The sequence below is a fragment of the Streptomyces sp. NPDC002537 genome (assembly GCF_053594975.1).
The window spans coordinates 26,143-39,719 of record NZ_JBSFWT010000028.1; the positions used below are offsets into that span (position 1 = coordinate 26,143).

Here is a 13,577-nt window from a genome sequence, read left to right on the forward strand (position 1 = left end):
GAAACGTACGGTGTGGTGCTCGGGGATTCCGGTCCGGCCCCGGTCCGGTTTCAGTGGCCGATTTCCACGTTCTCCAGAATCCCCAGGGCGTCGGGAACGAGAACGGCGGCTGAATAGTAGGCACTCACGAGATACGAGATGATGGCCTGCTCGCTGATTCCCATGAACCGCACGGAAAGGCTCGGGCGGTATTCGTCGGGGATTCCCGTGCGATGGAGGCCGACGACCCCCTGGGACTCCTCCCCGGTGCGCATCAGCAGAATGGAGCTGGTGCCGTTGTCGGTGACGGGAATCTTGTTGCACGGGAAAATGGGGACGCCTCGCCAGGCGGGCACAGCGTGTCCGCTCACGTCCACGCTGTCGGGATACACGCCCCTGCTGTTGAACTCGCGGCCGATCGCCGCGATCGCGCGCGGGTGAGCGAGCAGGAAACCCGGGTCCTTCCAGACGGTGGCGAGGAGCTCGTCCAGGTCGTCGGGGGTGGGCGGGCCGCTGCGGGTGTGGATGCGCTGCTTGAGGTCGGCGTTGTGCAGCAGGCCGAACTCGCGGTTGTTGACCAGCTCGTGCTCCTGGCGCTCACGCAGGGCCTCGATGGTCAGCCGCAACTGCTGCTCGACCTGGTTCATCGGTTCGTTGTAGAGATCGGCGACGCGGGTGTGCACGCGCAGCACCGTCTGGGCCACGCTCAGCTCGAATTCGCGCGGGGACAGCTCATAGGCGGCGAAGACGCCGGGCAGGGACGGCTCGCCCGTGTGCCCGGAGGCGACGTCGATGGCCGACTCCCCGTGCTCGTTCTGCGGGCGGTCGGCGGCGGCCAGGAATGCCGTGACATGGGAGCGCAATTGCTCCGAGGAGTCGAACAGCTCCCGGAACGCCTGGCGTGACAAGGTCAGCACCGTGCAGGCGGTCGCGGCCTTGGCGGTGAATCCCCAGGTCTGCTCCTCGGGTTCGGCGAGGGACCGGTCGCCGAAGTACCCCCCGTCGGCCAGCACGCCCAGTACGGCGGGATCGCCGTACTCGCCCTCGTGCACCTGGTTGAGCTTGCCGTGCGCGATCAGGACAACCTGGTCGGCCGGCTGCCCGGCCTCCACGAGCACATCACCGGGCTGGAGCTCCCGCTGAGCGAAACGGCTCGCCAGGGCGTCGAGAGTCGCCGCATCCTCGAAGCCCCGCAGCAGGGGCAGCTCGCCCAGCTCCGCCGGGATGACCCGGACCTCCGCTCCGGTGGAGACGAACTCCACCCGGCCGTCGCCGAGCGTGTGCGTAAGACGCCGGTTGACCCGGTACGTACCGCCGGGCACATGGACCCACGGCAGCATGCGGAGCAGCCACCGCGAGGTGATGCCCTGCATCTGCGGCACGGATTTCGTCGTGGTGGCGAGATTGCGTGCTGCCGCGGTGCCCAGACTCAGGGGACCGTGACCGTTATTCTCCGAGTTGGCGGTCTCCACCGACGTCGTCATATGCGAATGCCCACCCATTCATTGCGAACTGCCCGTTGCGGACCGGCGATTGATTTCTCGCTGACTTTCGCGCGTACACCCTCGAAGCTAGCAGCGGAGATCGGGCGATGCAGTCACTCAAATGGGTGGATTGATCGACGATGTTAATTGCGGATAAACACCCCGATGCCGTTGGCCACGGCTCGCTCGGCGCCGCCCGACGGGTGGTTGCGGACCGTCGCGCGCCCTTGGCCGGAATCGCGGGTGACCAGGGTGCTGGACCCGCCGCCGTCCAGGTTCATCGCATCCTCGGCCCCGATGTCCCGCATGAGACCGGCCAGTTCGGCGACGGTCATGCCCGAGCGGTAGTCGGGGCCGCCGTCGAGGGCCAGCAGGTAGAACCGCTGTCCCTCCTCGTCCACGCCGGCCGAGGTCCGCACCGCCGACGTCGAGTCGTCCAGGCCGGAGAGCGGTCTTCCGGCGCGCAGCACCGGGAAGCCGCCGATGGCGAAGCGGAGTGCCCCGCGCCCCTCGGGCTCCAGCCGCTCCTGGACGCTCACCGTGTCGCCGATCCGCAACTTGCGCAGCTCCTTCGCGCCCGCTTCGCGCCCGACCAGGACCACGGAACCGGACGGGATCGCGCCACGCCCCGGTCTGTTCGCCACCGACGTCACCCGGTCGCGCCGCACGGTCAGTTCATAGGTGTCCGAACTGCAGGACGCGGACCGGTCGTTGTCCGTACCGCAGGTCGCCCGCTTGCGCGAGGTCGCTCCCCAGTCGGAGGTGTACACCCCGATGCCGCCCACCGGCAGGGCGTACTGGTTCAGACCGCGCAGCGCCAGCCTCTTGCCGTTGGCCGTCACGGCCCCCGACAGAGTGAGGCGGTCCAGCCTGGCCGTACCGTCCGTCCCTACGCCGATAACGTCCCGGGTCGTCGCCCCCGACGGCATCGTCGGCCCGAACCGCTGGCCGTTCGGCACCGCCGCGCCGAGCTTGCCCCGGCTCGATACGGACGGGCCCACCGGGGCGCCCGTCGCGTCGACCCCCGGGTGCTGGGTCTCGCTGATGTTGAAGAAGTCCCCGTTGACCCCGCCGACCGCGCCGCTCCGCTCGACCATCCGGGACACGGTCGCCCGCGCCGCGACCGACCCCGGATACAGCAGGTCCAGTGAGATGCCCGGCTCGCGCAGGTCGACGGTCAGCAGATGCCCGTACGCGCGCCCGTGCGAAGCGGTCAGGGTGAAGTCCTGGTAATCCACCCCGTGCGCCACGGGCGTAGGAGCACTCAGCCGCAGCCCGTGCTCCGAACTCGCGTCCGCAGCGGTCGCCCAGGTGGCGCTTCCTCCGATCAGCGACGTCCACGCCACCAGAACCGTCAGCACCGCGCGCACGCGGCTTCTGCATCCAGTCACAGTCTCCCCAGAAGTCCCGTCAACTCTGGCACGATGCAAGAGAGTTCACCATGCCCCGAAAGAACGACAGGGAACGCGCCGACGTCGACACGGGCAACTCTTGCCACATCCCTGCCTTTTGACCCTGCGCGCCCGGATACTCGCAGGAGACAGCTCCTGCGTCCGCCGGGCCGCCGCCCGCGGACGGACCCCGACCCGGGAGACACCATGACCTCTCGTACGCGTCGCGCAGCCGTCATCACCCTGGGAGCCGCCCTCGCGGGATCCTTCGCGGGGCCCGCCTTCGCCGAACGGGCGGACGCGGAGCGCCGTACGGGCGTCAAGCGCGGCAAGCCGCCGCTGCGCCATGCGCACGCGCACAACGACTACGAGCACCCGCACCCGCTCTCCGGCGCTCTCTCGCACGGGTTCGGCAGTGTCGAGGCCGACATCTGGCTCGTCGGCAACGAGCTCCTCGTCGCGCACGACGCCTCTGAGCTCGACCCCACCCGCACCCTCGAGTCGCTCTACCTCGACCCGTTGTCGAACCGGGTCGGAGCCGGGCACGGCCGGGTCTTCCCGGGGTACGGCCTGTCCCTGCAACTGCTCATCGACATCAAGACGCCGGGCGCGCCCACCTACCGCGAGCTCTCCCGCCATCTGCGCCGCTACCGTTCGATGCTGAGCGTCTGCGACCACGGCCGGGTCCGCCGCGGCGCTGTCACCGCCGTCATCTCCGGTGACCGGGGCGCCCGGGGCCCCATGGAGGAGGAACGGGTGCGGTGCGCCTTCTACGACGGCCGTCTCGCGGACCTCGGCAGCGGTGTCCCCGCCTCCTTCGCCCCGCTGGTCAGTGACAACTGGACCGCGAACTTCACCTGGAAGGGCGTGGGGCCGATGCCCGAGCGGGAGCGGGCCAGGCTCGCGGGTATCGTCTCCACCGCGCACTCCGAACACCGGCAGGTGCGGTTCTGGGCCACGCCCGACCAGCCCGGACCTGCACGGGACGCCCTCTGGCGCGAACTCCTCGCCGCGGGCGTGGACTACCTCAACACCGACGACCTGGCCGGGCTGGAAGCATTCCTCCGCGCGCACCGCTGAGCGGCGCCCGCATCGTTCGGCAGACACCGGCAAATCGTACGATTATGGATCTTTTTAACAAGTCCGCCACGCGGAGGGCGGCAGGCCGTTCTCCGTGGCGGACCGTTTCCCGCGGTGGAATGTCGCGATCCGGAGCGAAGCGTGTAGCGGTACCGTCACCGTGCGGTGACGCGGTACGCGGTCCGGGGACGCTTGACCGCATGGCCACCCCACCCGGACCGCCGTACGGCCCGCCCGCAGGCCCACCGCCCCCGCCGCGCACTCCGCCTCCGGGTGGATTCGGCCCCGGGCAGCCGCCGTGGAACCCGGAGCCGCCGCCCTCCGGTGGTGCCGGCGGGCGGCGGACGGCGATCGCCGTGACCGTACTGGTGGCGGTCGCGGCGCTCGCGCTCGGCGCAGTGCTGATCATCGGCGACAAGGGCAAGAAGAGCGACGAGCCCGGCAAGGGGACTTCGTCCAGTGGCACTTCACCCTCGTTCGCCGTTCCCAGCGGACTGCCGTCCGGGCTGCCGAGTGGTCTGCCCACTCAGCTGCCGACAGGTCTTCCGTCCGGATGGCCCAGCGACCTGCCGACGAGCCTGCCCAGTGGCTTCCCTACGGAGCTGCTGCCGGCGTCGGCCGGCATCCTGCGGTCCCCGGTCGCCGGACGGTCCGTCACGTGGCCGGTACGGCCTGGATGTCCAGCTCGATCCTGATGGTCGCGCCGATCATGGCGATGCCTCGCTGGAGCATCGACCGCCAGTCCAGGGTGAAGTCCTCGCGGTGCAGCTCGGTCGTCGCCGAGCAGGCGGTGCGGGTCTCGCCCATGATGCCGGTGCCGATGCCCAGGTAGCGCGTGTCGAGGGAGACGTTGCGGCTGACGCCGTGCAGGTTGAGCACGCCCTGCACCGTCCACCGGGAACCGCCGCGGTGCACGAAGCGCTCGCTGGTGAACTGCATGTACGGAAACTTGGCGACGTTCAGGAACTCCGGCGAGCACAGGTGCTCGTCGCGCTGCGCGACCCCGGTGTCGATGCTCGCTGTCTCGATCACCACGTCGATCCGGGAGTGCTCCATGTTCTCGGCTATCCACAGGGTGCCCTCGAACCGGTTGAACCGGCCGTGTACTTCGGCGAGCCCGATGTGCCGGGAGATGAAACGCACGGCCGTGTGGTCCGGGTCGATCCGCCAGGCTCCGGGCGCGGGCATGGCGGGCGCGGGCGCCGGTTCCATGGCCATCGGGTCGAGCGCGGTCCGCACGCCGTCGCCGCACGTGACGGAGCGGTGTATCGGCTGGAAGCCTTCGGCCGTCACCGCGAGGTTGTACTCGCCGGGCGCCACGGTCGTCGCGAACCGGCCGTGCGGATCGGTCTGCCCGTGGACCACCTCCTGGCCGTTGAGGTCCCGTACGGACACTTCCGCTCTGTGCAGCGGCAGCTGAACGGGATCGAGGACAACACAGTCGAGAGCCCCCGCGCCATACGGAATCGGTGCGGCCTCCCGGCGAGGGGAACGCCTGTTACGGCGCAGCAGGGCGAAAACCATCCCGAAATGCCTTTCCGTGATCAGAAGGTGATGAAACTGTAGATCACCATATTCCAATACTGAAAGGCAAAAATCCGCCTCCTGCCTGTGAAAGCGTAGATTTCGCGCAGCCTGGCCTTCGATTCTTTGACGGGTTGGGGAAGGCTCATCGGTGACCCTGTCTCAGCTGCCTTGCGCGTCGTCCGCGAGGAGTGCCGCGAGTGCCGCCGCGGGATCACGGTCGCACGGGCCCGCGGGCTGCCATCGGCCGCTCTCCTTGCGATAGGGCCACCAGCGGCCGTCACGGTCGTAGCGCAACTGCGCGCCTGCCCCCGCCACCGTCCAGCGGTTGCGCGCGCACCGCAGCTCCGGCGCGGTGCCGTCCTCCCAGGCCGTCGACAGCTGTGTACGGGCACGGGCCAGAGCTTCTCCGCCGGGCGTCCATTCGTCCTCCAGGACTGTCAGTGCCGTGGGCCCGCCGTACCCCCACGCCCGTACGGCCTGCGCGAGTCCGGCCCGGTCGCGGCCGCAGCCCTCCGCCAGCCGGGCGGTGACCCCGACCGGCGGGCAGGACGCGCCGAGACGCACCGCGTCCTGCCACGGGGTCAGCTCATCCGCCACGGGCGTCCGCTCATGGCCCGGGGCGAGGGCCTCGGCGAGCATCCGACGGGCCCGCGCGGCCGCGTCCGCGGCCAGGAACTCCAGTGCCTCGGTATCGATCCCAGGCGCGGGAGCGATGTCCCCGGAGAGCACGGGAGGGCGGCCCGCGTTCTCCACCGGGGGAGGCGGACCGGGCAGAGGCGGTACCAGGAACCCCGCCGCGAACACCTCCCGTGCCGGCACACCGGGCGACTCCCCGGTGCCCGGTTGCGCAGTCCGCGCCGAACCGTGCGCGGCACTGCGGGCCTGCAGCTCGTACAGCAGCTCCCGTTCGCCGCGGCCACGCATCAGCAACAGGACGAACGGATCCTCGTCGAGCAGCCGGGCCACTTGATGGCACAGCGCCGCTGTGTGCGGACAGTGGTCCCAAGCGCCGCAACTGCACTCCGGTTCCAGATCCCCGATGCCGGGCAGCAGTTCCACACCGGAGGCCAGCGCGTCCTCGCCCAGGTGTGGGGGTATGTCGTGATCGAGCAGCGCCGCGATGTGCCCGGCACGATCGGCGACCAGGTCCAGCAACCGGTCCCAGTCGGCCGCCGAGAGCTCCTGGACCATCACGTCGGAGCGGTACGGCGTGCCGTCGCGATCGCGGACGACCGCCGTGATCCTGCCCGCCCGGACCGACACCGCGCCCACCGCGCCCGCGCGCGCGTTCCTGCGCCCGGCCTTCACCTGCCCGCCGTCCAGCGCGGTGTCCTCCAGTGCCTTCAGCCAGGCCCGGCCCCACCAGCTCCGGGCGAAGCCCCGCCCGCGTTCGGGCGGCAGGGCCGCGAAGGTGCGCTCGGTGACGTCGTGTCCGGTCATCGTCCGGTCCCCCTCAGTGCGACGAGTTCAGCGAGTTCGGCATCGGTCAGCTCGGTCAGGGCGGCCTCCCCCGAGCCGAGGACGGAGTCCGCCAGGGCCTGCTTGCGCGTGAGCATCTCCGCGATCCGGTCCTCGACCGTCCCCTCGGCGATCAGCCGGTGCACCTGGACCGGCTGGCTCTGGCCGATGCGGTAGGCACGGTCGGTCGCCTGCGCCTCGACCGCGGGATTCCACCAGCGGTCGAAGTGGACGACGTGTCCGGCGCGGGTGAGGTTGAGACCCGTGCCCGCGGCCTTCAGCGACAACAGGAACACCGGGACCTCGCCGTCCTGGAAGCGACGGACCATCTCCTCGCGCCGCGGCACCGGAGTGCCACCGTGCAGCAGCTGCGCCGGGACACCCCGTGCGGCCAAGTGCCGCTCCAGGAGCCGCGCCATCTGGACGTACTGCGTGAAGACCAGCACGCTCGCGCCCTCGGCGAGGATCGTGTCCAGCAGTTCGTCGAGCAGCTCGACCTTGCCCGAACGGCCCCGGATCCGCGGCGGGTCCCCCTTGTGGCCGTCCTCCTTCAGGAACTGTGCCGGATGGTTGCAGATCTGCTTCAGGCCGGTGAGGAGCTTGACGATCAGACCGCGCCGCTCGAAACCGTCCGCCGCCTCCACCTCGGCGAGGACCTCCCGCACCACGGCCTCGTACAGGGCCGCCTGTTCCTTGGTGAGCGTGACCGCGCGGTCGGTCTCGGTCTTCGGCGGCAGTTCGGGGGCGATGCCCGGGTCGGACTTGCGCCGCCGCAGCAGGAACGGGCGGACGAGAGCGGTGAGCCGTCCGGCGGCGCCGGGGTCGGCACCGCCCTCGACGGCCTGGGCGTAGCGACGCCGGAAGGAGCCGAGTGAGCCCAGCAGACCGGGTGTCGTCCAGTCGAGGATCGCCCACAGCTCGGACAGGTTGTTCTCCACCGGGGTGCCGGAAAGAGCGACGCGAGCCTTGGCGCCGATGGTGCGCAGCTGCTTCGCGGTGTCGGAGTAGGGGTTCTTGACGTGCTGCGCCTCGTCGGCGACGGCCAACCCCCATTCGACTGCGGCAAGTTGCCCCGCGTCGAGTCGCATCGTGCCGTACGTGGTGAGGACGAACTCGCCGTCCGCCAGTCCGTCCAGGGAGCGGGCAGGGCCGTGGAAGCGGCGGACGGGCGTCCCGGGGGCGAACTTCTCGATCTCGCGCTGCCAGTTGCCCATGAGGGAGGTAGGGCAGACGACCAGTGTCGGTCCGGTGGCGTCCGGGAGTGTCCGGCGGTGCAGGTGCAGGGCGATGAGGGTGACGGTCTTGCCGAGGCCCATGTCGTCGGCGAGGCAGCCACCGAGGCCGAGCGAGGTCATACGGTGCAGCCAGTCGAGGCCCCGCAGCTGGTAGTCGCGCAAGGTGGCGGCGAGCGCGGCGGGTTGCGCGACGGGCTCCCGGACGCTCTCGGGGTCGGCGATGCGGTCGCGCAGCGCGGCCAGCCAGCCTGTGGCCCGCACGTCGACGGTCTCCTCGTTCTTCTCATGGCCATCCGCCCGCGCACGGCCCGTGAGGGCCACGCCGAGTGCCTCGACAGGCGTGAGCTTGCGGTCCTGCCGATCCCGGGCACGGCGCACGGATTCCGGATCGACGAGCACCCACTGGTCGCGCAGCCGTACGGCCGGGCGGCTGGCTTCCGCGAGCCGGTCCAGCTCCGCTTCCGTGAGCTCCCGGTCGCCCACGGAGAAGCGCCAGCTGAACGTGAGCAGCGCGTCGGCCGACAACAAGGACGGCAGGCCCGAGCGGTCGACGTCCGGACCGTGACTGTCGTCGTCCGGCGGGCCGACGACGGCGTGTGCGGTCAGTCTGCGGGCCAGATCCTTCGGCCAGTGCACCTGGACACCGGCCGCGTCCAGGGCTTCGGAGGCGGCGCCGAGGAGCTCACCGACCTCTTCGTCGGCGAGGTCGATGGCGTCGGGCACCGCCGTGGAAAGGAGCGGGGTGAGTGCCGGCCAGGCGTGGGCGGCGCGGCGCAGCGCGAGCAGCGCGTTCATGCGCGCGCCCCGGCCGAGCGCGGCCGTCAGGGGCGAGTCGCCCGACCACGCGTCGGCGGCGTCCGCGACGAGCGCCGGGTCGGCGAGGCTGTGCAACTGGAGCACGGCCCGGAACCGGGGGGAGGCCATGTCGACACCGTCCACAGCCTCCGGAGCGGTGAGCCCCAGTACTTCGACACGGAGGGAGAGCCGTATGCCCGCGTCGTGCCCGGCCGCCACGCTGTCCGCCCAGGCACGCTGTTCGGGCAGCCTCCGGGGCGCCGGGGCGGCGAAGGAGGGGCCGCCCGCGGCGAGTGCCGCGGCGGGGGAGCGGGGGAGCCCGTCGGCGACGGCGTCCAGGAAGGCGCGTACGAGCCGTTCCGGGTCGGGGAGCAGGAGCGGGCCGCTGCCGTCGTGCGGGAGCGGCACGGCGTGCGCAGCGGGCGGCATGGCGGCCGCCAGCTCGTGTACCCGGCTCATGTCCTCCGGCGTGAACGGGCCGACGCGCCAGGCGTCGTGATCGGTCGCGGTCAGACCGGGCAGCAGCCGCCCACGGGCGGCCAGTTGCAGGGCGAGCACCGCGGCGGCACCCCAGAAGGCGGCCGCCTCGTCGGCGCCCGCCGCACGGGCACGGGTGAGAACGGGCAGGGCTTCGCGTACGGGCAGGACCACGGCCCGGACGGTCGTGGTGGTGACGTCCGCGCCGTCGGAGACGACGACGGTCAAGTCCTCGACGCTGCCCGGCGCGGCGGGCGGATCGTCGTCGAGGCGCCAGAAGGCCACGCGGCCGGTGCGTGCGGGGTCCCCGGGCAGGAAGACCGCCGAGCACCGGGCGAGCAGGGAGATCTCGGAGGGTGTAGCGGCAGAGGGCGGTGTCACGACGCTGCGCGTTCCTCAAATTTGACTAGCTGGTGAGCGCCCGAGGGTACATGAGGGGCGTGACGGAAGCGCGTGTTCCGGGTGTGATGCGCGGCATATCCCGAAAATGGGCCCAGGGCGGCCCTCTGCCACACGGAGCTCGCGCGCTTCGGACCCGGGCGGGGAACGCTATCGGGCTGCGGGGCGTTCTTCATGACAGACGGCAGCCGTCGAAGGAGGCCCGGAGATGAGCAACAAGACCAAAGTCGCGGTCGCCGGTGTGGTCGTAGGGGTGATCCTGCTGGCACTGCACCCCTGGATAGGTCTGCTCGTGATGGTGGGCGTGCCGGCCGTCGTCTATCTGCTGCTCGACCCCGCGCAGCGCAAGCGGCTGCGCCGGGCGTCCCGCAAGCAACTGGGCCGTTAGGGCTCCGCCGGGGCGCGGCCGGGGCTCAGTCGGTGAAGGCCGGCGCCAGGGCGGCGGTCATCAGCCGAGTCGGCGTACCGGAACCGTCCGCGGGCACCGCCCACAGGTCGGAGCCGTAATCGCCGGGCAACGAGTAGACAAGCGTGTGTCCGTCGCGCCAGACCGCCTGATCGTCGACGTTCCGCTGCTCCGCTGTGGCGCTCTCGCGGAGAGTACGCAGGTCCAGTACGTACAGCCGCCAGGGTGCGTCGGAGGAGACACCGTCGACACGTTTCTTGTAGGCGATGCGGGTCCCGTCGGGTGAGAGGGAGGGGCACTCGACATTGGTGTGCAGGGCGCGAAGCGTCCGGTCGGTGCGGTCGCCGCGTACGAGGTGGGTCCGTCCTCCGGTGGCGACGGTCGCGTAGAAGTGGGTGTCGTCGGCGAAGGTGACCCCCCAGACGTTCAGATCGGCGGCCCGGTGCGGGTGACCGTCCAGGAACAGCCGGTACTCCTCGAGGTTGCGGTCCAGGCTCCCCGTTCGGGTGTCGAGGACCGAGGTGCGGGTGGAGAAGGACGTGCCCGCGTACGAGTCGCCGCTGACGAAGACCGTCCAGGCCACGCTCCGGCCGCTGGGGGAGACCCTGGCCCGGGTGGGCACGCCCGCCAGATCGTAGTGGCGCAGCTCGCGCAGGTGCGAGTCGAGCACCACGGCGCGGTAGCTGTCACGGAGCTTGCCGTGCACCGCCTGCAGACAGATACCGGTGCCCGCGGCCGTATGGAAGCGCAGGCAGCGAACACCGGAGGACGTACGAGGTCCGGTCGGATCGCCGGCAGGGGTGGTGGAGATCTCGTCGCGGTGGGGCCCCCAGGCCATGTTCCGGAAGACGCTCTGCCCAGGGGCGTTCAGCACGACCCGGCCGGGGCGGACACGGGGGTCGCCCGGTCGCACGCGGTCCTTCTCCGCCGCTCGTCCAGCGGCGTGCAGGGTGGCGCCGACGGCGACACCGCCCAGGATCAGTACGGCGGCGAGCAGGGCCAGGATGCGGCTCTTGCGGTTCAACGGACAAGCTCCGGAGGGATGTCGGCGGGTGAAGGGCGCAGCAGCAGGACGCTGATCGCGGCGGAGACGGCGAGGCCGGTCGCCGCGGTGCCCAGCGCTGTCCGGTCGCCCCAGGCGGTCCAGGCCATGCCGAAGGTGATCGAGCAGACGAAACGGGCGGCGGCCTGGCCCGTCTGGACCACCGCCAGCCCGGTGCCTCGGATCGCCTCCGGTACGGCGTCGGCGGTCACGGCGGCCAGTACTCCGTCGGTGGCCGCGTAGAAACTCCCGTGCAGCGCGAGCACGATGAGTGCGAGCGTCGCCGAGTCACCGAGCGGGGCGACCAGCAGGCCGTACGCCACGAGCAGCGCCAGATGGCCACAGAGGAAGAGCCTGCGCCGTCCCACCCGGTCGGCGACCGTCCCGAGGGGAACGGCGAGCAGGAGGAACGCGGCGGCTGTTCCCAGTGGCAGCAGGGGAAACCATGTCTCCGAGAGATCCAGGCGGCGCTGCAGAGTGAGATAGAGGAAGGAGTCGCTGATGGTCGTCAGCCCCAGCAGGGCCGCGCAGAGGGTGAGACGGCGCACGGCCGGGAGGCGCAGCGCAGCACGGAGGGGCGCGGGACCGGAGCCCCGCTTCGGGGGAGGCTCTGTCCGACACCCCGGAACGAACAACAGGAGTACGAGTACCCCCAGTACGGCGACGCAGCCGCTGACGGCGAAGACGGCGTCGTAACCGTCGGCCGCTGCTCGCAGGATCACAAAGGCGAGCAGCGGACCGAGCAGCGCTCCGGCGGTGTCCATCGCGCGGTGCAGGCCGAACGCACGCCCCCTGCTGCCGGGTTCACAGGCCAGCGAGATCATGGCATCGCGCGGCGCGGTGCGCAGCCCCTTGCCCGTACGGTCGGCTGCGAGCACCACTCCGATCAGCGGCACGCTGTGCGCGAACAGCAACAGCGGCTTGCAGAGCGCGGACAGGCCGTAGCCGACCGCGGCCACGGCCTTGCGGCTGCCGCCGCCGCGGTCGGAGAGCCTGCCGCCGACGAGGCGTACGAGCGCGCTGACACCGTTGTAGACGCCGTCCAGGAGGCCGAAGCCGAGCGGGGACAGGCCGAGCCCGGCGACCAGGTAGAGCGGCAGGACGGCGGTGACCATCTCCGAGGAGACATCGGTGATCAGGCTGACGGAACCCAGGGCGAGCACTGTTCCGGGGACGAGGGCGGCCCGCCGGCCGGTGAGGGGGCGCCGACCGGCGGTGTCGGAGGGCTCCGGGGTGGTGCGACTGTCCGCGAGATACACGGGTCAGCTGTTCCAGATGCCGGAGACGTCCTGGGCGTTCGCGGCGTTCCCGGCGTGCGATGTGCCGTACATGTCCTCGAGCGTGCGCAGCACGTCGTAGTGGTTGTACGTGGTGTCGGAGCTCGAACCGGCCTGGACGGGCTGCCCGTAGAGGACGGTCGGGATGCGGTTCCCGCTCAGCCGGTTGTCCTCGTCGAAGGTGACGAGGAGCAGGCTGTTGTGGGACTTGGCCCAGTCGGCATAGCTCTTGAGGTTGTTCTTCAGCCAGGTGTCGCCGGTGCTCACGGAACAGTCGTGCATGTCACTGCACAGATTCGGGACGACGAAGGAGACGGTCGGCAGCGTGCTGTAGTCGTTGGGGAAGGCCGACATGGTGTGCGCCGTGCTGGTGGGCACGTTGTCGAACCCGAACCAGGGATTGTGCTTCTGGGCGTACTTGCCGCTCTTGCAGGCGGTGGAACCCTCGGACGGCAGGGACTCGTTGTAACTGGCCCATGACTTGCCCGTGACCACCAGTTCGGACGCGAGGTTCGGAGCGTCGCTGAAGCCCGGGGTGACACAACTGTCGTCGGTGATGCCCTGGGTGTCTCCCGAGAACAGCGCGTAGTAGTTCGGCTGACTGGGGTGGGTCTCGGCGTACGAGGCGGTCAGATTGGCGCCGCCCGATGCCAGGGAGTTGATGTACGGGGCGCTCGAACTGCCGATGACCTGGTCGTAGGCGTGGTTCTCGAAGACGACGACCACGACATGGTCCGGAGTGGGTACGGCCGCCGCGGCGGAGGAGTCCGAGGCCCACAGCCCGAGGGACGCGGCGGCGAGCCCGAAGGCCGTGGCGAGGGCGGCGAGATGTCGGCGGCGGGGGGTGCGGGACTGGCTGGCTGCGGCGGGCACGGGTCCTCCGTACGTATGGGCGACGGCGCGCAGGTGCAAGGAAGAACAGGGACAAGGGGCTCGCACCTGCGGGTTCGGTGGCAGCGTAGGGTCGCGGAGATGGCATGTACACGCCCTGTAGATGACAGGAACGGGAACAGTGGCCGAGCGGAAC

11 protein-coding genes are annotated in these 13,577 nt (G+C 70.8%); 3 read left to right on the top strand and 8 right to left on the bottom strand.

What is annotated here, in order from left to right; translation table 11 throughout:
- Positions 1 to 50: 50 nt before the first annotated feature.
- Both ACWD4A_RS15365 and ACWD4A_RS15370 read right to left on the bottom strand, forming a co-directional pair.
- The gene (locus tag ACWD4A_RS15365) at positions 51 to 1,463 is read right to left on the bottom strand and encodes a family 2B encapsulin nanocompartment shell protein (protein ID WP_451193974.1); all 1,413 of its coding nucleotides are present in this window, start codon (positions 1,461 to 1,463) and stop codon (positions 51 to 53) included.
- Positions 1,464 to 1,606: 143 nt separating this feature from the next.
- Positions 1,607 to 2,833 carry a phosphodiester glycosidase family protein gene (locus ACWD4A_RS15370; protein WP_451193976.1) on the bottom strand — a complete coding sequence of 409 codons (1,227 nt, stop codon included), beginning with the start codon at positions 2,831 to 2,833 and terminating at the stop codon, positions 1,607 to 1,609.
- A gap of 228 nt (positions 2,834 to 3,061) precedes the next feature.
- On the opposite strand from ACWD4A_RS15370, the gene ACWD4A_RS15375 reads away from it, so the two are divergent.
- Positions 3,062 to 3,934, top strand: coding sequence for a phosphatidylinositol-specific phospholipase C/glycerophosphodiester phosphodiesterase family protein (locus tag ACWD4A_RS15375; RefSeq protein WP_451193977.1), 873 nt, complete (start codon positions 3,062 to 3,064; stop codon positions 3,932 to 3,934).
- A 200-nt stretch (positions 3,935 to 4,134) separates the two neighbouring features.
- Positions 4,135 to 4,629 carry a hypothetical protein gene (locus tag ACWD4A_RS15380; RefSeq protein ID WP_451193979.1) on the top strand — a complete coding sequence of 165 codons (495 nt, stop codon included), beginning with the start codon at positions 4,135 to 4,137 and terminating at the stop codon, positions 4,627 to 4,629.
- Here the strand turns inward: ACWD4A_RS15380 and ACWD4A_RS15385 are convergent.
- The 3 genes from ACWD4A_RS15385 to ACWD4A_RS15395 all read right to left on the bottom strand — a co-directional run bounded on the left by ACWD4A_RS15385 (position 4,589) and on the right by ACWD4A_RS15395 (position 9,807).
- Positions 4,589 to 5,458: a YceI family protein gene (locus ACWD4A_RS15385; protein ID WP_451193981.1), complete on the bottom strand. Its 870-nt coding sequence runs from the start codon at positions 5,456 to 5,458 to the stop codon at positions 4,589 to 4,591. The two genes, ACWD4A_RS15380 and ACWD4A_RS15385, sit on opposite strands and share 41 nt — an antisense overlap.
- A gap of 162 nt (positions 5,459 to 5,620) precedes the next feature.
- A complete protein-coding gene (locus ACWD4A_RS15390; protein ID WP_451193983.1) occupies positions 5,621 to 6,901 on the bottom strand; it encodes an SWIM zinc finger family protein in 1,281 nt (426 codons plus the stop codon).
- Entirely contained in the window at positions 6,898 to 9,807 is a 2,910-nt protein-coding gene (locus ACWD4A_RS15395) for a DEAD/DEAH box helicase (protein ID WP_451193985.1), read from the bottom strand. Before ACWD4A_RS15395 ends, ACWD4A_RS15390 begins: the two co-directional genes overlap by 4 nt.
- Before the next feature lie 226 nt (positions 9,808 to 10,033).
- Here ACWD4A_RS15395 and ACWD4A_RS15400 point away from each other — a divergent pair, with 226 nt between their 5' ends.
- On the top strand, positions 10,034 to 10,213 hold the full coding sequence (locus ACWD4A_RS15400) for a hypothetical protein (RefSeq protein WP_451193987.1): 180 nt from the start codon (positions 10,034 to 10,036) through the stop codon (positions 10,211 to 10,213).
- Between the two features lie 25 nt (positions 10,214 to 10,238).
- Here ACWD4A_RS15400 and ACWD4A_RS15405 read toward each other — a convergent pair whose 3' ends face one another.
- From ACWD4A_RS15405 to ACWD4A_RS15415, 3 genes are read right to left on the bottom strand one after another with little or no spacing between them, the layout of a single operon-like run.
- The gene (locus ACWD4A_RS15405; RefSeq protein ID WP_451193988.1) at positions 10,239 to 11,255 is read right to left on the bottom strand and encodes a TolB family protein; all 1,017 of its coding nucleotides are present in this window, start codon (positions 11,253 to 11,255) and stop codon (positions 10,239 to 10,241) included.
- On the bottom strand, positions 11,252 to 12,532 hold the full coding sequence (locus ACWD4A_RS15410) for an MFS transporter (RefSeq protein ID WP_451193990.1): 1,281 nt from the start codon (positions 12,530 to 12,532) through the stop codon (positions 11,252 to 11,254). The genes ACWD4A_RS15405 and ACWD4A_RS15410 overlap by 4 nt, the downstream gene beginning before the upstream one ends.
- Positions 12,533 to 12,535: 3 nt before the next feature.
- Positions 12,536 to 13,423, bottom strand: a complete 888-nt coding sequence (locus tag ACWD4A_RS15415) for an alkaline phosphatase family protein (RefSeq protein WP_451193992.1) — start codon at positions 13,421 to 13,423, stop codon at positions 12,536 to 12,538.
- Between the last annotated feature and the right edge of the window lie 154 nt (positions 13,424 to 13,577).

Bases quoted from the DNA above. Each gene is read 5' to 3' on its own strand.
- ACWD4A_RS15365 (WP_451193974.1), bottom strand. From the start codon at position 1,463: ATGACGACGTCGGTGGAGACCGCCAACTCGGAGAATAACGGTCACGGT.
- ACWD4A_RS15375 (WP_451193977.1), top strand. From the start codon at position 3,062: ATGACCTCTCGTACGCGTCGCGCAGCCGTCATCACCCTGGGAGCCGCC.
- ACWD4A_RS15380 (WP_451193979.1), top strand. From the start codon at position 4,135: ATGGCCACCCCACCCGGACCGCCGTACGGCCCGCCCGCAGGCCCACCG.
- ACWD4A_RS15385 (WP_451193981.1), bottom strand. From the start codon at position 5,458: ATGGTTTTCGCCCTGCTGCGCCGTAACAGGCGTTCCCCTCGCCGGGAG.
- ACWD4A_RS15390 (WP_451193983.1), bottom strand. From the start codon at position 6,901: ATGACCGGACACGACGTCACCGAGCGCACCTTCGCGGCCCTGCCGCCC.
- ACWD4A_RS15400 (WP_451193987.1), top strand. From the start codon at position 10,034: ATGAGCAACAAGACCAAAGTCGCGGTCGCCGGTGTGGTCGTAGGGGTG.